Source organism: Nitrospirota bacterium (assembly GCA_030684575.1).
In the GTDB taxonomy this organism is placed as follows: domain Bacteria; phylum Nitrospirota; class Nitrospiria; order Nitrospirales; family Nitrospiraceae; genus Palsa-1315.
Genome location: JAUXVD010000008.1, coordinates 596,456 through 613,662 on the forward strand (window position 1 = coordinate 596,456; position 17,207 = coordinate 613,662).

Here is a 17,207-nt window from a genome sequence, read left to right on the forward strand (position 1 = left end):
CGCGCGCTATCCACCAGGTCAGCTATGGTCTCCGTTCCACCGAAGCCGCGCCCCTCTTCGGGACAGGTCTCGTCGTCCCGCGAGCGTTCGCTCGTGCCCGTGGGCATGGCGACGATACTTCCCCATGCGGCGAAGCAGGTTCGCCGTCTCGAAGGACAGCTGCTCGCGCATATTAATCGGTGGGGCTATGACGAGATCATTCTTCCCACATTCGAGTACCTCGATGTCTTGGCTCCGGGGCTTGAGCCGGAACTGATCGATCACTGCTATCAATTCGTCGATCGCACGACAGGGCGCACGCTCCTTCTCCGTCCTGATGCCACGGCGCAGATCGCCAGGACGGTCGCGATGGGGCTCACGGGCGCGACGTTGCCGTTGCGGCTGTCGTACCGGACCTCTGTGTTTCGGTATGAAACAGAGCATGCCGGGCGCGGGCGCGAAATTTTCCAAGTCGGGGCTGAACTCATCGGCCTGGACGATGCCACGAGCGACAGTGAAGTGATCGGGTTGATGATCGAATGTCTCCACACGATCGGTCTACAGTCGTTCAAGGTATCGCTAGGGCATGTCGGATTTATTAAGGGGCTTCTCTCGAGATCCGGGCTGTCAGTGCAGGGGCAGAAGCTGGCTGAGCAGGCGGCTGCGCGAAAGGATTTGCCGAGACTCGAAGAGGTGCTGGCGAGTGAACGCATCTCTAAAACGGCAGCGCGTGCGATTCGGGAAGCGCCTGAGCTGTATGGCCAAGAGGAAGTCTTGGCACGGGGACGGGTTCTCGCTGCCGGCGATCCGGCATTGACCGCTCCACTCGCACGCCTAACGCAGGTGTATCAGCTGCTCTGTGCCGCGGGCCACAAAGATTCACTCCTCCTGGATCTCGGGGAGTTCAGAGGCTTCGACTATTATGACGGTGTCGTCTTCGACGTGTTCGCCGAAGGGATGGGGGCGGAGTTAGGCGGCGGCGGACGATATGACCATTTGATGGGTCGATTTGGCCGGCCATTGCCTTCAACCGGTTTTGGCTTGGACGTCGATCGGCTCTTTCGCACCGTGGCTTTTCCCGAGGAAGGCGCAGGGTCATCGCGAGTCGAGTATCTTGTCGCCGCGCCACCCAAGGCCACGCAACGTTTGATGGAGGTATCCGCACGATTGCGTCAGACAGGTGCACGAGTGGCACAGCAGACGATCAAGGGGAGCGACGCGGCGCTCGTGACTGCCGCAGTGACGGCGGGGCTGGCCCAGCAGGCTTCGGCAGTCGTCATTGTGGATGCCCCAGGCGTAGATCGTGATGATGTGCTGGTGGTCGAGTCCCTTGCCGCGCACCTGCCTGGCCGCCGAACCAGCAATCGCAGCCGTCAGTCGAAGAAAATTGGGCTTGATGATTTAGTGGCCGAGGTTCGTCGCGCTCTTCGGCAGCCCAAGAAACGATCATGAAATCCATGTCAGCCGTCGATCTCTCACAGCCTAAACTTCCTCCTCAGAATGTGGAGGCTGAGCAATCGGTCCTCGGCGCAATTCTTCTCGACAATAGTGCCATGGCCAAGGCAATGGAATTGCTGGTCGAAGAGAACTTCTACCGGACGTCGCATCGGAAGATTTACCGTGCGATGTTGGAATTGTCTGACATCGGAGAAGTGATCGATCAGATTACGTTGACGGAACGGTTGAAAGCGCTGGGGGAAATTGAGGCCGTCGGTGGCGCGGCGTATTTAGCAGAACTCGTGCAGAGCGTGGCCAGTTCGGCCAATGTTCGGTATCACTGCAAGATCGTTCGCGACAAGGCGTTGCTGCGGGAGCTGATCAATACCTCCACCGAAGTCCTCACGCGCGGGTATGAGGGCAGCTCGTCCATCGACGACCTGCTGGACTTCGCGGAGCGGTCGGTCTTCGGCATCGTCCAGGGAAAACTGGATCGGTCGTTCACCCCCATTAATTCCATTATTAAGGAAAGTCTCGACCTCGTCGATAAGCTCTCGAAGCGAAAAGAGCATGTCACGGGCGTTCCTACCGGATTTTACGATCTCGACGACATCACCGCCGGGCTCCAACCGTCAGACCTCGTGGTGATCGCGGGGCGGCCTAGTATGGGAAAGACCAGTTTGGCGTTGGGGATGGCCGTCCATGCTGCCATTCACGCGAATGCGGTGGTGGGAATTTTCAGTCTTGAAATGTCCAAGCCGCAAATCGTGTTGCGCATGTTGAGTTCAGAGGCGCGGGTCGATTCCCATGGACTCAGGACCGGCAAGCTTCAGAAAGAGGATTGGTGGCGTCTTGCAGAGGCGGCTGGTCGACTGGAACAAGCCCAGATCTACATCGACGACACCGGCGGTATTACCGTGCAGCAGATGCGGGGTAAGGCACGTCGGCTCAAGGCTGAACGGGGGCTGGATCTCTTAATCGTCGACTATCTTCAGCTGATGCAGGGGCGGAGCGATTCCGAGTCCCGCCAGCAGGAAATTTCTGACATCTCTCGCTCGCTGAAAGCCTTGGCCAAGGAGCTCAACGTGCCGGTTGTGGCGCTGTCTCAGCTCAGCCGCGCCGTGGAAGCCAGGAAGCCGCCAGTCCCGATGCTGGCTGACCTCCGCGAGAGCGGCGCGATCGAACAGGACGCCGACGTCGTGATGTTCATCTACCGTGAGGAGGTCTATGACCAGAACTCCGAACGGAAGGGCATTGCCGATATTCTCATCAGTAAACATCGGAACGGTCCGATCGGAAAAAAAGAACTCTTCTTCCACGATCGTTTTGCCAAGTTCGAAAGCCTCGATAATCGCGAAGTCGTTTGACCCGGTCCCATCCCACTCGTATAATCTTTCTGACCTACATAGGCAGAGAGGCTGAAGGTAGATAGGCTGAAGGTTTTTAGCCTTCGGTCTTCAGCCTGAGCACCTGAGCCGTTATGCTACATCCAGCAAGGGGATCGTGCAAATTTTCACGATAGGCTTCATCCTGAGTCGAACGGCGAGTAGCCGAGGCCGTTCGTTACTCAGAGGAGTGGCGGGCGCGCTGGTGCCCTTCGCACTCGTGGCCTGCGCCACAGCGCCTCACGCGCCGAAAGAACCGCTCACCACTGCCAACGTGCCCAAGGCCATGTCCTCAATCCATTCTCCCGATGCCGCAGCCTCTTTCCATTTTATGCTCGGATACCAAGCCGAACTTGCGCAAGACATGGATCGTGCCATTCAGGAATATCAGGCCGCGCTGAAGACGGATCCCAGGTCCCAGTCTGTGAACGCAAGGCTGGCCGGTCTCTACTTTTCGTTGGGCGATGTGCCCAATGCCGTTCGTTATGCGGATCAGGCCGCAGAGGGAGCAAGCCAAGACGCTCAATTGCTCACACAGATGGCCGGCATCTTAGCCAGCGCGGGGCAGGGAGAGCGGGCGGTAACCTTGCTGGATCGGGCGATCGAAGTCGACCCGACATCCGGTGACCCCTATTTTACAAAGGGCCTACTGCTCCTGAATCTGAAACGGCAGCCCGAGGCCGAGCAGGCTGTTCGAGCTGGTCTGGCACGGGTTCCCGAATCGGCAGTCGGGTATTATCATCTGGGGCGTATCCTCCTCGATGAGGGAAAAGGGGAAGAGGCGGCGGCAAGTCTGGAGCGGGCGATTACAGTCAATGCCTCATTTGAACCGGCCTATCTTGCTCTCGCGTCGATCTATGAATCACGCCAGGATCAGGAGCGAGCGGTCTCGGTGTTGCGGAAATATCTCCAGACGGTGAATCCGCGAAACCGGGATATCCGGCACCAGTTGGTGCGGCTCTATGTGGCGGCAAAGGACTTCCCGGGCGCCAGGAAAGAGTTGAGCGATTTGCTGACGGAAGATCCGTCGGATCTTGATGCCCAGCTTCGACTGGCGCTTGTGTATGGGGAAGAGAAAGAATATCCCAAGGCCATCGACCAGCTGCTCCAGATTCTCAAGGCGCGCCCGACGGAGCTCAAAATCAGAGATTACCTTGGGTTTCTCTACGAGGAGGCTAAAGATACGAAGAAGGCCATCGAGACCTATACCTTTAATGTTCAACTGGAGCCGTCCTACTTCGAAGGGCATCTGCATCTCGGCGTGTTGTTCTATCGATTGAAGCAATTTCCTGAGGCCATCACGCATTTGACCAAGGCGATTACGATCAATCCGAAGCAGCCAGAATCCCACATTGTGCTGGGATTGACCTATCTGCAGCAGGACCAGTTCGATGATGCCGTCAGGGCTCTAGAAGAAGGCATCAGCCAGAACCCCGCGAGTGCCGACTTGCACTTTAATCTCGGCACGGCCTATGACAAGCTCAATCGCTTCGAGGACGTGGTGCGCGTCATGGAGACCGCGATTAAGCTGGATCCCCATCATGCCGATGCGCTCAACTATCTGGGTTATAGCTATGCAGAGCGAGGGCTCAAGATTGAGCAAGCACTTTCCTTGACCAGGCAGGCCGTCGCGCTGAAACCGAGTAATGGGTACTATGTCGATAGCCTCGCCTGGGCTCTGTTTAAGTCCGGCTTGTTGACCGAGGCATTGACCGAGATGAAACATGCGCTTACGCTCGCTGGGAACGATCCGGTGCTCTACGAGCATCTCGGCGATATCTACGCGAAGCAACAGAACCTCTCAGAGGCCCGCGAGGCCTGGCTCCATGCGCTGGAACTTGATCCCTCCAATACGAAGCTGATGGACCGATTTCGTGACCTCGGGATGGGCGATCCCGCCAAGGAGGAACGTATCCAACAGGCTAAACGGCGTGTATCAGAGAAGATACAGAGTCAGTCACCCAACCCCTAGTCACCTATCGCCTTTCTTATTTTCTTACCGTCTCCGCTACTCTAAACGCCTCCCCATATGACGGTGCGATCCATTTGGACCAGCGATGCCACCGCTAATCAGACTTCTTAGTCTCAGAATTATCAGCTAACTCGTTGGTATCACGGGGCTATGAACTCCAGACTGTTGGAGACTCTATCTGAGCCATCCCGACATCCAAGAAGCTGCAGTGAGCTCCAGGCTCCGTACAATGGACGACAAATATTGGCAGGTCAAAGCAAAAACTGGAGTGAATTTTCCTCCCATGGTCTCTTGTATCGTAGGATGAACATCGCAACCATATGATATTTAATATAACTCAGTATTTATCTCCCTGCGCTCATCTCCGGCATCGAACCTGCTAAAGGGTAAGGCAGCAGACAAAGATGTGAATCCTGGTAAGAGAAAATCAGGGTGTGAAGGGGGAAGGTCAGTGAACCATCAACAAGGAGGCAGTACGATGTTTAAGGCATTGCGTAAACAAGAGGGTTTCACCCTCATCGAGTTGATGATCGTTGTGGCGATCATCGGAATCTTGGCGGCCATCGCCATCCCGAACTTCCTGACCTATCAGTTGAAGTCGCGGCAGTCGGAAGCCAAGGTGAACCTGGGCGCGATTAAGACATCATTGATCGCCTTTCAGGCAGAACGCGGCTGCTATCTCGGCATTCCATCACCAGCACTTGGCGTAATAGCCCCAGCTGCGGGTACCAAGACAGTTGGTGTTGCCTGGCCCTCGGCGATCCTTTATCCAGCCAGTGCGGCTGGTACGGTATTTTGTACTGGTGCTGGTGCGGTATTCGTCGGTACGTTCACCGACATCGGGTTTGTCGCATCGGGTGTTACAAACTTTAGGTATGCAACTGGAGGTTCAGCCCTTGTCGCCCCCATTGCAGCCTGTCCGGCCCCCGCGGCCGTGGCTAGCGGAGTCGCAGTGGGTACTGATATCGGGGTTCTCGCCTCTGCCACATCGAATTTGGATGGGGATGCGAATCTCTCAATCTGGGGGGCGAGTAGTGATCAAGGAGCCCAGGACTGTTCAATCGGATTCTACTAGATCCGTCTGATTCGCTCATTTTCGCCGGCCACTCTTGTGGCCGGCGAAACGCTTATTTCGCTCAAGTCTTTCTTGTATGATTCCTGCACACATGCTCTCCGCCCGCCACGATCAACGGTTCGACTGGTTGACGCCGCTACTCATCGGAGTCAGTGCCTGTCTAGCTCTCGGGGCAGTGGTTCTGCTCCAGCAGAGACTGGACCAGGTGCAAGATCGGACTTCCTCCCAAATCCAAGGTCTCGCGAGTCTTCCCAAGGGCGAGTACCTCAAACCGGCGTTGCTCGGCTATCATCACTTAGGGGCTGATTTTCTCTGGCTTAGCTTGCTGCAGGTTGCCGGGAATAAGCGAAATAGCGCAGACGAGTATGAATGGATGTATCACGCGTTGGACGTGATCACCACCCTCGATCCCCAGTATGCCTACGCCTACTATGTCGGGGGCAATATCCTCGGCGATCTCGCCAACCGCCCTGACTTAGGCAACCGGCTGCTTGGAAAAGGTGCTGACGCGAATCCTGAGGTCTGGTACATCCCCTTTCTAATCGGATACAACCATTATTTTCTGCTCGGCGATCCAGCCAAGGGGGCAGAGTACATTATGCAAGCGGCTAGTTTGCCAGGCCGCCCGGCCTATCTTCCAGGCCTCGCTACTCGCATGGCGGCGGAGGCGGGGAGTCCTGAGACGGCGCTGGCGTTTCTTGAAGCCCGTTTGCTGGAGACGCAGGACCCTCAGACGCGAGAATCCTTGGCGAGCAGGGCGAAAGAAGTTATCATCGAACGGGATCTTCGTATCCTAGAGCATGCTGTGGACATCTATTGGACGAAACATTATTCTTTTCCTGTGAGACTCACGGATCTCGTGACAGCGGGAATCCTTCCGATGCTACCAGCGGAGCCGTTTGGAGGAGACTATCGGGTGGAACCCACGACTGGCGCGATCTCTAGTTCGACTCATCCGGATCGGCTGCGCACGTTTTTTAAGCGTAAAAAACCGCTGGCCTACATTTTCCCCAAGGTAGAGCCTTCCTATAGTTTTCCTAGGACATGGGAGTGAGCCATGACGCCTAGTTCCGATCTTGTCGTACAGACAGAGCAACTGTCGAAGATCTTCCACGTGGGATTTTGGGGGAAGCGCGTTACCGCTGTGGATGGCCTCAGTCTCGAAGTCCGGCGTGGGGAAGTGTTTGGTTTTCTTGGCCCGAATGGCGCGGGGAAAACCACGACCATCAAGATGTTGATGGGGCTCATCTATCCGACGAGCGGGCGCGCGCAGCTGTTCGGGCGGGATCTGGGCGATCCGCAGACCAAGTCCAGGCTGGGCTTTCTTCCCGAGTCGCCATATTTTTACGACTACCTCACGAGCCGTGAGTTTCTTGGGTTCTACGGACATTTGTTCGGGCTGTGGGGCGCTGTTTTGAATAAGCGAATTGACGAACTCCTAGAGTTGGTCGGCATGACGCATGCGCAGAATCTCCAGCTCAGGAAGTTCTCAAAAGGCATGTTGCAGCGGATAGGGATCGCACAAGCCATGATCAACGATCCGGAGTTGGTGGTGCTGGACGAACCCATGTCCGGGCTGGACCCCATCGGGCGGAAAGAAGTCCGCGATCTGATTTTCCGTCTCAAAGAGTCCGGGAAGACGGTCATGTTCAGCTCCCACATCTTGCACGATGCCGAAGTGTTGTGCGATCGGGTCGCGATGATCCTGAAGGGGCGGCTGGTGGCCTGTGGCCGTGTGACCGATTTGTTAGATCAAGGGGCGAACCATCAAGTGGAACTGGTCGTGGATCGTCTGACCCCTGCTGGATTAGATCACCTCCGTCCGCTCGCCGATAAAGTGGTCATGCAGGGGGACCGGATGCTGGTGGTACTGAAGAGCCAGCAACAGGTGGAGGGGGCGCTGGAGATTATACGCGCGGCGAAGGCTTGTCTGGTGTCGCTCAATCCTCAGAAGGGTTCATTGGAGGACCTCTTCATTCGGGAGGTCGAAGAACATCAGAGTCCGTCGGAGCATCGCGCATGAAGATTCTGTCGATCGCGCTGAATACATTCCGGGAAAACCTGCGGGATAAGTTGCTCTATAATCTGTTGGTGTTTGCCCTGCTCATGATCGGTAGCTCGGTGCTCCTGTCACGGCTCACCTTGGGAGAGTTCCACCGGCTCATCCTGGATCTTGGGCTCGGGAGTATTAATTTCTTCGGGGTGTTGATTGCGATATTTGTCGGGATCGGACTGGTGAGCAAGGAGATTGAAAAGAAGACCATCTATACGATTGTGTCCAAGCCAGTGGCGCGTTACCAATTTCTGCTCGGGAAATATCTTGGGCTCACGATCACCCTATTCGTCAACACGGCGATTATGGCGCTGGGACTTTTGGTGGTGCTCTATGCCCAAGAGGTTCCCATCGAGGGGGTGCTCTTCAAGGCACTGGCGCTGATTTTTGTCGAGTTCATGGTGGTCACGGCGGTCGCCCTCCTGTTTTCCACGTTTACGAGCGCGACCCTGAGCGCCATCTTCACGCTGGCGCTGTATGTGATCGGACATCTCACGGCCGACCTGAAAACATTCGGGGCGAAGATGGATGGTCTCAGCCGGGGAATCCTGAACGGGATCTACTATCTCCTCCCAAACCTCGAGCGCTTCAACTTGAAGGGCCATGTCGTGCATCATCTGGAAGTCAGTGGCTCGGATCTGATGCTGATCGTCGCCTATGGAGCGGCATACACGGCGTTGCTCCTCTTCATGGCCAGCCTCATTTTTCAACGACGCGACTTCCGCTAAGCCTGCCAGCCATCGGTTCTGATTCTCCTCTTGCATTATATTAAGGAGCAAGGTATTGAAGGGGAGTGTCGCGACTGCCTTGTTGGTCCTTCGTGCGTTGAAATTCATACGGGAGTGCCGCTTCGATGAATGTGCCATTGCTTGATTTGAAAGCTCAGTTCCAGCCTCTCCGTGCTGAGATCATGGCGGAGCTAGAAACGGTCTGTGACGAGCAGGGATTTATCCTGGGGCCGCGCGTCGTGGCGTTCGAGGAATCCGTTGCCAAGTATATCGGGTCTCGTTACGCGATCGGCTGCGCCTCCGGGAGCGATGCGCTGTTGCTCTCCCTGATGGCTATGGGTGTGAAAGCCGGCGATGAGGTCATCACCGTCCCGTTCACATTTTTTGCCACGGCGGGCGCGATTTCACGATTGGGCGCGAAGCCGGTGTTTGTGGACATTCAGCCGGATACGTTCAACATCGACCCCAAGCTGATCGAGCAAGCGATCACACCTCGCACAAAAGCCATCATGCCCGTGCACCTCTTTGGGCAATGTGCGGACATGGCTGCGATCAACGAGATGGCCAAGCGGAAGAAGATCTACGTCATCGAAGATGCCTGCCAGGCCATCGGCGCCGGTCAGCAGGGGAAGCGTGCCGGGGTTCTCGGCGATACCGGTTGTTTCAGCTTCTTCCCTACAAAAAACTTAGGCGGGTTCGGCGATGGCGGTCTCATTACGACCAACGACAAGACGCTTGCCGATTCCATGTCGATGCTCCGTGTGCATGGGAGTCAGGTCCGTTACCTCCATGAGGCGATCGGCATCAATAGCCGGCTGGACGCACTCCAGGCAGCCGTGCTCCAGATCAAATTGAAGTATCTCGACCAATGGACCGAGGGGCGCCGCCGGAACGCCGAACGGTATCAGCAGTTGTTCGCCAGAACGAAACATACGGATCGAGTGACGCTGCCACCTACGGCGCCAGGAAATTTCCATGTCTATAACCAGTTTACGGTGCGAGTCCAGAAGCGCGACGAGTTGCGCACCTTCTTGAAAGAGAAGGGGGTCGGCACGGAAGTGTACTACCCGCTTCCAATGCACCTCCAACAGTGTTATCGCGATTTAGGTCATCAGAAGGGATCGTTCCCTCTCTCAGAGCAGGCGGCTGAAGAGGTGATGTCGCTTCCAATCTATGCCGAACTGACGGAAGCGCAGCAGGTTTACGTGGTTGAGATGATTGCAGAGTTCTATCGGCGCGCCTAGCAGGATGCTGAAACAGTCCACCAGCGGCGTTCTCGGCTCGCAAGAATCCTCAACGTACCCCTGAGGGTACGCCTCCGGTTCTTGCTCCGCCTGCGGCCTTGCTGGATGGACTTTTTGAGCATCCTGTGAGAACGGAGCGACATGGATAGATTGGATCTCTATCTCGTCTCGACCGTCCCGCCAGTCGCGCTTGACTACCCTGCCAGAGAAGGAGGCCATGATGAGGTCAATGACGTGGGCAGTCCTGTGCGTCGTATCTTTGATCTGGAGCCCGATGGCCATTGCCAAGGATTTATCGCCTCGAGAGATTTATGAGCAGGCGTCGCCGGCCGTGGTGATGGTGATGGGGTATGCGGATGGCGGCAGGAAGGGGAGTGGCGGAACCGGTTCGATCATTCAGGCGGACGGATTGGTCCTGACGAATGCCCATGTGGTGATCGAAGAGCAGACAGGGAAACCGTTCGCCCGCCTATCTGTTTTTCTCAAGCCGGCCAGGGTCACGGGCGATTCCAAGAGCGATCTTTCCCGGATGGTCCGCGCCAAGGTCGTGGCCTATTCGCAACCATTAGACCTGGCCCTGTTGAAGCTCGAAGGTGTGACCGAAGTGCTCCCTGTCGTCGATGTCAGTGAGTCAGGCCAGGCGAGGATCGGGGATCATGTGGTCGCGATTGGCCATCCTGAACAGGGTGGACTGTGGACACTCACCACAGGCGTGATTAGCGCCGAGGTTGATAATTTCAATGGGGTCAGGGGAAAACACGTCTTTCAAACGGAGACAGGGCTGAATCGTGGCAATTCAGGTGGTCCATTGCTCGATGGTGAGGGGCATATGGTCGGGGTGAATACGGCGATTGCTCGTGTTGCCTCTGACGGCCTTCCGATCACGAGTATTAGTTTTTCGCTGAAGTCGAGTGTGGCGACGCAATGGTTGCGGGAACAGGGCGTGGGGGGACGAGCTGGACGAGGGACGCCGCTGCCAAGCGGACAGATGCAGCCTGCGACCGACCAACCATCTGCCCCGTCGGTGCAGCCACAAACCAAACCAGTCCGGCCTCTTCAGCTTGACTTGCCGCTCAAGCAGACCATGAAGCCGGAAGTGATTCAGCCGGCACCGGTTCGTCCCTACAACCTCGATGAGTTGGTTAGCGATCGTGCGAAGGCGGAAGCCGACCTCGACAGCATGATGTCGGAGATGCGTGGACGGATGAAGGGGAGATAAGCGCGAGAGAGATCTGTGCGTAATGAGTACAGTCTGTGCGCCCGGCACGACATGCCGAACGCACAGGCTGTGAACTGATAACCTTGTACTGCTAGCCGAATAATCCAGCCGCGACCTTGTTCATTCCTACGTGGTGATCGCCCCTTCCGACGCAGAGGAGACATGCCGCGCATACTTGCCCATGACGCCTGAGGTGTAGCGTGGCGCTGGCTGTTTGACCTTCTTGAGCCTGGCCTTGATCTCTTTCTGTGAAACCTCCAGGGTCAGCGTTCGTTTGGCAATATCGAAGGCGATCATATCGCCGTTCTTCACGGCGCCGATCGGGCCGCCCTTGATGGCCTCCGGTGCGACATGGCCTGCCATCAGCCCATGTGTGGCGCCGGAGAAGCGGCCATCGGTGAGGAGCGCAACGGAATCGCCCAAACCTGCCCCGACGATGGCCGCGGTCACGCCCAGCATTTCTCTCATGCCTGGGCCACCGGACGGGCCTTCGTAGCGAATCACTACGACATCGCCCGCTTTGATTTTTCGGGATTGCACGGCGGCAAAGGCATCCTCTTCCCGATTGTAGACTTTCGCAGGGCCGCGGAATGTCATGATTGAATGTCCGGCCACCTTCAAAACGCAGCCATCTGGCGCAAGGTTCCCCTTTAAGATGACAAGCCCACCGGTTTTCTTGATGGGATTCGAGAGGGGCCGAAGCACTTGTTGGCCCGGAGTTTCCTTGGCGTCTTTGGCCTCTTCACCAATCGTTCGTCCGGTCACGGTCGGTTGGTTGGCATGCAGGATCCCGGCATCGAGCAGTCGTTTGGCGACCAAGGTGGTCCCTCCAGCTGCATACAGATCCGACGCGGTAAATCGTCCACCAGGCTTCAGGTCGGCGAGCAACGGCACCTTCCGATTGATCTTGTCGAAGTCGTCGATGCTCAACTTGATACCGGCTTCGCGTGCGATGGCGAGTAGATGCAATACGGCATTCGTCGATCCGCCGGTGGTCGCGACCGCGGCAATGGCATTCTCCAGCGATTTCCGCGTGATGATCTGCTTGGGGCGCAGGTCTCGTTTGAGCAGATCCATGACCATCACGCCGCATTCGAAGGCCACGTCGTCTTTCTTTTGATCCATGGCCGGCACGCCATTCCGTCCCATCATCGAGATGCCGAGGAACTCGAAGGCGATCGCCATGGTATTGGCCGTGAACTGGCCTCCACAGGCGCCAGGGCCAGGGCAGGCATGGTCTTCGAGATCTTTGAGCTCGGCATCGCTCATCGTGCCGGCTGCATGTTTCCCGACCGCTTCGAATACGTCTTGAATGGTCACGTCATGACCTTGGAACTGGCCCGGCATGATCGAGCCGCCGTAGAGCATCACCGAGGGCAGGTTTAGGCGAGCGAGCGCCATCACGGTGCCTGGGATGGTCTTGTCGCAGCCGGAGAGTGCCACCACGCCGTCAAAGAGGTGTCCGCGAGCCACGAGTTCGATCGAGTCGGCAATCACTTCCCGGCTGATCAGCGAAGCCTTCATCCCTTCGGTGCCCATCGAAATGCCGTCCGACACGGCGATCGTGTTGTATTCGACGGGGGTGCCGCCTGCGGCTCTGATGCCGGCCTTCACCCGCTCCGACAATCGGCGCAGGTGGAAGTTGCAGGGCATAACCTCGATCCAGGTATTGGCGACGCCGATGATCGGACGAGACAGGTCCTCATCGGTAAATCCCACGGCTTTCATCATGGCGCGGGCCGGTGCCCGATCGGGCCCGGCTAGCAAATTGCGGCTTATCAGTTTCAACTCTTTCGGCATGGCGTAACTACTTTCCTTTCTTGCCTTCTTTTTTCTTCTCGTCCTTCTTCGCTTCCGTATCGATCACGGTGCCGGTGGCGGCGTCGATGTGGACTTCCGTGACATTTCCATCCGCGCCAAGGACCTCAACTTCCCAGATGGTCTTATCATGTTTCTTTTCGAGTTCTGCTTCGACGACCGTTCCCGGCACTTTCTCAGAGGCGGTCTTGATCGCCTGCTCGATGGTCACTTTCGCATCCTTGACGAGGTCCGTGACCTTGGCGTCCTTGCCGTCAGCCCAAGCTGTGGATCCCACCGCGAACAATATCCCCACGACGCCCGCTGAGATAATTCCCAATGTTCTCATGCTGCACCTCCTTGGTGGATCACCCGGTTGCCTGCTCGTCGGCTGTTGAAACAGTCCGCCGGCTTCGTTCTCGCATCGCTCAGAGGCTCAACGTACCGAAGCGTACGCCTCGCCCCTTCGTTCGCTGCGGCCTTGCCGGACGGCCTTTTTGAACAGCCTGCACATGCGTGCCCTTCCTGCTCTGAACTACTGTACTTTCATGCTCGCTGGAGGTGCCGGATGAGCTGCATCGCCGCTCTTGTGCGGGTTGCTTTTCATGGCGCCGCCATGGGGGCTGCCGTAACCCTTGCTGTCCCCCTTATGCTGCTGCATCACCTTGTCATGCTCGGCCTTCTCCTTGGTGCGCTGCTCCGGAGTCAAGAGGGCGAGCACATCCCGTTTGGCCTTGATGGCGGTCATGCGCAAGCCGGCCTGCAGATCACCGCTCTGCTTCAACTTGGCTTCGATCGCTCCCAAATCGGACTTTTCATCCTCGGTCAAGGCCTTTAACTCGCGCTCCGCCACCTGAATATCGGCCTCGCTCTTAATGCGAGTCTTGTCCAGGTTGAGTTGCATGTCCTTGAGTTTTGCCACTTGCTCCGCCGTCAACCCGATTTCCTTTTCGTGCTTGAGCAGATGCCGGATCAGATGGCCGGTGCTGTTGTGCATCATGCCCGCGCCATGTCCCCCCATCGAACCATGTCCGCCTTCGGCATGGCCTTCCTTACCGTAGCCTGGCTCGTTAGCCCAGACCCCGTTCACCCCAACGGTGAGGGCGAAAATGGATGCGAGACCGAATGTTGCGATCGTCCCTGTGCTCCGCGTCATGAAGACCTCCTTAGGTTGAACCGATATGAAAACATGAAAAATGTCTTTTGCCTATTGCCCCAGTAACCCCTGCTCGCTTTTGAGTCCATTGAAGAGGAACTGTACCGCCAGGGCCGCCAGCACCAGCCCCATCAAGCGCGTGATAATTTTCTCAACGATCGGACTCATCCACTTCGCACTGGAGGCTCCGATGGCCAAGGTGATGTAGCTTGCCAGACCGACCAAGACAACGCAAGCCAACAACATGCCCCGTTGAGCCCAGGAGACCGCCTGCGCTTCCAGTAGAATCACGGTCGATATTGCAGCAGGGCCGGCCAACATCGGGACGGCCAGCGGCGTAATGGCAATGTCGTCTTTCGTCGTGCCTTCAGCCGTTTCGGCCGCCGTTTCCTGGACCGGAGACCGCTGTGCACGCAACATATCGAGGGCGACCAATAAGAGTACGAGTGCCCCGGCCACTTGGATGGCTGGGAGCGTGATTCCCAAGAGGGTAAAGAGCTGCTGGCCGATGAGCGCAAATCCCATCAAGATGCCGACGGCCACGAGGCAGGCGGTGCGAGCCATCTGAAGCCGGTGGCCGACCGAATCGCGTGCCGTCATGGCCAAAAATGCCGGGACCGTGGCGATGGGATCGACGATGACAAAGAGAGAGCTGAACGACAAGACTGCGTATTCCGTGAGCGTCATGGGTGCGATCGGCGGCGGGCCTGCGCGAGCAGTTCGGCTCGCGGATCCTGATGCTCGATGGCTCCAAGTTGGCCGTAGAGTGCGCGTTCCTCGTCGGTCATGGAGGGGGGCATCACGATTTGAATGGTCAGGAAGAGATCGCCATGTCCGCCGGCTGCGGCAGGGAGGCCCTTGCCCTTGAGCCTGAGTTTGCTGTCAGCCCGACTGCCAGGCGGAACTTTCATTCGAACTGGTTCCATCAAGGTCGGGGCCATCACTTCAGCGCCCAAGGCCGCTTCCCAGGGGAAGACAGGGAGGGAGACATGAATGTCGCTCCCCTGCCGGCGAAAGACGTTATCCGGAGCGATCGTCACGCGCAGGTACAAATCGCCCGATTTGCCGCCGTTGGCGCCGGCCTGTCCTTTGCCGGCCACGCGAACCCTTGTGCCATCCTGGACCCCGGCGGGGATGCGCACTTCGATGGTATTCGGTTGCAGCGTCGCGCCGTGCCCTTGGCAGGTCGGGCAGGTTCGCCCACGAAGGGCGCCGCTTCCGCGACAGGTGGTACAGGGCACGGGCTCTTGCAGGGTCATACGCTTCGTCACGCCGGTGAACACCTCGGCCAGCGTGAGCTGCACTTCCGTCTCAAGGTCTTCGCCCTGCATGGCAAAACCGCGACCAGTGCCGCCTCGCCCTCGCCCCTTGAACAGATTTTCGAAGATGTCGGAAAAACCTTCTCCGCCGGGCGCCTGGTTCTGGCCGAACCCCTGGGCTCCGGCCTGGCGGCGTGCCTGCTCATAGGCCTCGGCTTGCTCCCAGTTAGCGCCATGCTGATCGTATTTTTTGCGTTTATCCGGATCGCCCAGGACTTCATGCGCCGCGTTCAGTTCTTTGAACTTCTTCTCCATCTCGGACTTCTTTGAACCGCTGTGGAGATCGGGATGGACCTGACGGGCGAGACGGCGATAGGCTTTTTTAATGTCATCTGCTGAGGCAGATTTAGGGAGTCCGAGCACCTGGTAGTAGTCGCGTTCTGTGGTTGCCATAGTTGTCGATCGAGCGTGATGGGTGACGGGTGATGAGTGATAGGCAAGCGAAATGACCGTCTAATGAAGGAAGTCGCTATGCAGGAATGACCAACGCACCAGTCACTGATCACTCATCACTGTTTCTACAGCAGCTTACGGGGTCGATCAGGGCTTTTCAAGTACTGATGAAGGGTGCGGAGAGGTGTGTTTGTCACTGTGGGACGACGGTCTTTGCCCGCGCCATCATCTTGCAGTAGGAGCAGACTTCGGCTGTGGTGGGCTGGCTGCACGAGGTGCAGGGGTGGAGGACGGCCCGGTCCTTTTCCGTCATGGTTGTCGCCGTGGGCTGCTTCTTTTTTTGCTTCTCAAGAAATCCCCAATAGAACGTCTGTTTGGTGCCTGGCGACTCGGTTTCCAAACGGTTCAAGACCTCCTTGTACTGGAGCGTCTTGGAGCCTTTGGCCATGGGGCATTCTTCGACGATGTAGTCGATCCGGTTCAAGACCGCATAGGCGGCCAGTTCCCGTTCAGAGAGCCGGTAGAGGGGTTTCACCTTTTTGGCAAAGCCTGCCACCGAGGCCGGTAACGAGGGACCCTGCTTATCGAGGTATTCTTCCTGCCAATGCAGCACGTTGCCCAGCAGTCTGGCCGCTTCGTCGTCGAGATTATGGCCCGTAGCCATGACATCGTATTCCTGCTCGATCGCCACGCGATTGAACTGGTACCGTTTGATCGTCCCACAGGTCGAACAGGTGGGGCGATGGATGAGCATGGCCAGTTCCTTGATCCCTGCGCCGGCTTCCTGTTCGACGGTGTGGAGATGCAGCTTGGCTCCATGGGAGGCGGCAACCGCCTCGGCGAATTTTGTCACCTTCGCATGCGACTGCTCAGAATAGGCCCCGATGCCGAGATTCACATAGAGCGCATCGGCCCGATAGCCCAGCTTGAGGAGAATGTCCCAGAGCGCCAGGCTGTCCTTCCCGCCTGACACGGCGACGAGAATCCGTTCCTCTTTGCCGAACATCCATTCCGACTTGATCGCCCGCGCCACCTGATCGTGCACGAAGCCATTGAAGCAGCCTTTGCAGAAGGCCGCATTGTGGCGGGGGAGGCCGATGACCGCTTTGGTTTTACATTTTGTGCAATTCATAATTCTGGTGTGAGGAGCGTTGTAGGGTTTGTCTGGTTTATTCGGTCTGCCCAGATTGGGCCAGATCAACGAAACAATCCAGTGAATGAACGGGCGCCATGAGTTGAACGAGTTCGATCATAAGACCTGGGTTGGGAGGAATGCAAATGCCGATTGCGAGTGCCAGCAGGCAGCATTGTATGGGTGGGGTCCGTCGGTCGTGAATGGGGTCATTGTGAAATTTCGTGAAACAGAATCAGCCCTATGCGTACCACGGGGGGGGACGCATAGGGAGACGCTGGTATTTCCGTAATTTTATTCTTGCATGACTAGATAGTT

At 57.2% G+C, this 17,207-nt stretch carries 15 protein-coding genes; 9 read left to right on the top strand and 6 right to left on the bottom strand.

Annotated elements, in window-relative coordinates:
* Positions 1–24: 24 nt before the first annotated feature.
* From hisZ to Q8N00_06070, 9 genes are all read left to right on the top strand, one after another.
* Entirely contained in the window at positions 25–1,431 is a 1,407-nt protein-coding gene (gene hisZ, locus Q8N00_06030) for an ATP phosphoribosyltransferase regulatory subunit (GenBank protein ID MDP2382344.1), read from the top strand.
* On the top strand, positions 1,428–2,783 hold the full coding sequence (gene dnaB / locus Q8N00_06035; protein MDP2382345.1) for a replicative DNA helicase: 1,356 nt from the start codon (positions 1,428–1,430) through the stop codon (positions 2,781–2,783). The genes hisZ and dnaB overlap by 4 nt, the downstream gene beginning before the upstream one ends.
* A 136-nt stretch (positions 2,784–2,919) precedes the next feature.
* Complete coding sequence (locus Q8N00_06040) at positions 2,920–4,773, top strand: tetratricopeptide repeat protein (GenBank protein ID MDP2382346.1); 1,854 nt, start codon at positions 2,920–2,922, stop codon at positions 4,771–4,773.
* Positions 4,774–5,251: 478 nt separating this feature from the next.
* A complete protein-coding gene (locus tag Q8N00_06045) occupies positions 5,252–5,848 on the top strand; it encodes a prepilin-type N-terminal cleavage/methylation domain-containing protein (GenBank protein ID MDP2382347.1) in 597 nt (198 codons plus the stop codon).
* A 91-nt stretch (positions 5,849–5,939) separates the two neighbouring features.
* The gene (locus Q8N00_06050; GenBank protein ID MDP2382348.1) at positions 5,940–6,902 is read left to right on the top strand and encodes a hypothetical protein; all 963 of its coding nucleotides are present in this window, start codon (positions 5,940–5,942) and stop codon (positions 6,900–6,902) included.
* Between the two features lie 3 nt (positions 6,903–6,905).
* A complete protein-coding gene (locus tag Q8N00_06055; protein MDP2382349.1) occupies positions 6,906–7,871 on the top strand; it encodes an ABC transporter ATP-binding protein in 966 nt (321 codons plus the stop codon).
* Positions 7,868–8,629 (top strand): ABC transporter permease subunit, encoded by a 762-nt coding sequence (locus tag Q8N00_06060; protein MDP2382350.1) that lies wholly within the window; start codon positions 7,868–7,870, stop codon positions 8,627–8,629. The genes Q8N00_06055 and Q8N00_06060 overlap by 4 nt, the downstream gene beginning before the upstream one ends.
* A gap of 125 nt (positions 8,630–8,754) precedes the next feature.
* Entirely contained in the window at positions 8,755–9,873 is a 1,119-nt protein-coding gene (locus tag Q8N00_06065; GenBank protein MDP2382351.1) for a DegT/DnrJ/EryC1/StrS family aminotransferase, read from the top strand.
* A gap of 217 nt (positions 9,874–10,090) precedes the next feature.
* A complete protein-coding gene (locus Q8N00_06070) occupies positions 10,091–11,092 on the top strand; it encodes a serine protease (protein ID MDP2382352.1) in 1,002 nt (333 codons plus the stop codon).
* A 126-nt stretch (positions 11,093–11,218) separates the two neighbouring features.
* Here Q8N00_06070 and ilvD read toward each other — a convergent pair whose 3' ends face one another.
* From ilvD to Q8N00_06100, 6 genes are all read right to left on the bottom strand, one after another.
* Entirely contained in the window at positions 11,219–12,892 is a 1,674-nt protein-coding gene (ilvD, locus tag Q8N00_06075) for a dihydroxy-acid dehydratase (GenBank protein ID MDP2382353.1), read from the bottom strand.
* Positions 12,893–12,899: 7 nt separating this feature from the next.
* Entirely contained in the window at positions 12,900–13,238 is a 339-nt protein-coding gene (locus Q8N00_06080) for a PepSY domain-containing protein (protein MDP2382354.1), read from the bottom strand.
* A gap of 186 nt (positions 13,239–13,424) precedes the next feature.
* Positions 13,425–14,045, bottom strand: coding sequence for a periplasmic heavy metal sensor (locus tag Q8N00_06085; protein MDP2382355.1), 621 nt, complete (start codon positions 14,043–14,045; stop codon positions 13,425–13,427).
* A 51-nt stretch (positions 14,046–14,096) separates the two neighbouring features.
* Positions 14,097–14,732 carry a MarC family protein gene (locus tag Q8N00_06090; protein MDP2382356.1) on the bottom strand — a complete coding sequence of 212 codons (636 nt, stop codon included), beginning with the start codon at positions 14,730–14,732 and terminating at the stop codon, positions 14,097–14,099.
* Entirely contained in the window at positions 14,729–15,757 is a 1,029-nt protein-coding gene (locus Q8N00_06095) for a DnaJ C-terminal domain-containing protein (GenBank protein ID MDP2382357.1), read from the bottom strand. The genes Q8N00_06090 and Q8N00_06095 overlap by 4 nt, the downstream gene beginning before the upstream one ends.
* A 193-nt stretch (positions 15,758–15,950) precedes the next feature.
* Positions 15,951–16,889, bottom strand: coding sequence for an ATP-binding protein (locus tag Q8N00_06100; GenBank protein ID MDP2382358.1), 939 nt, complete (start codon positions 16,887–16,889; stop codon positions 15,951–15,953).
* Between the last annotated feature and the right edge of the window lie 318 nt (positions 16,890–17,207).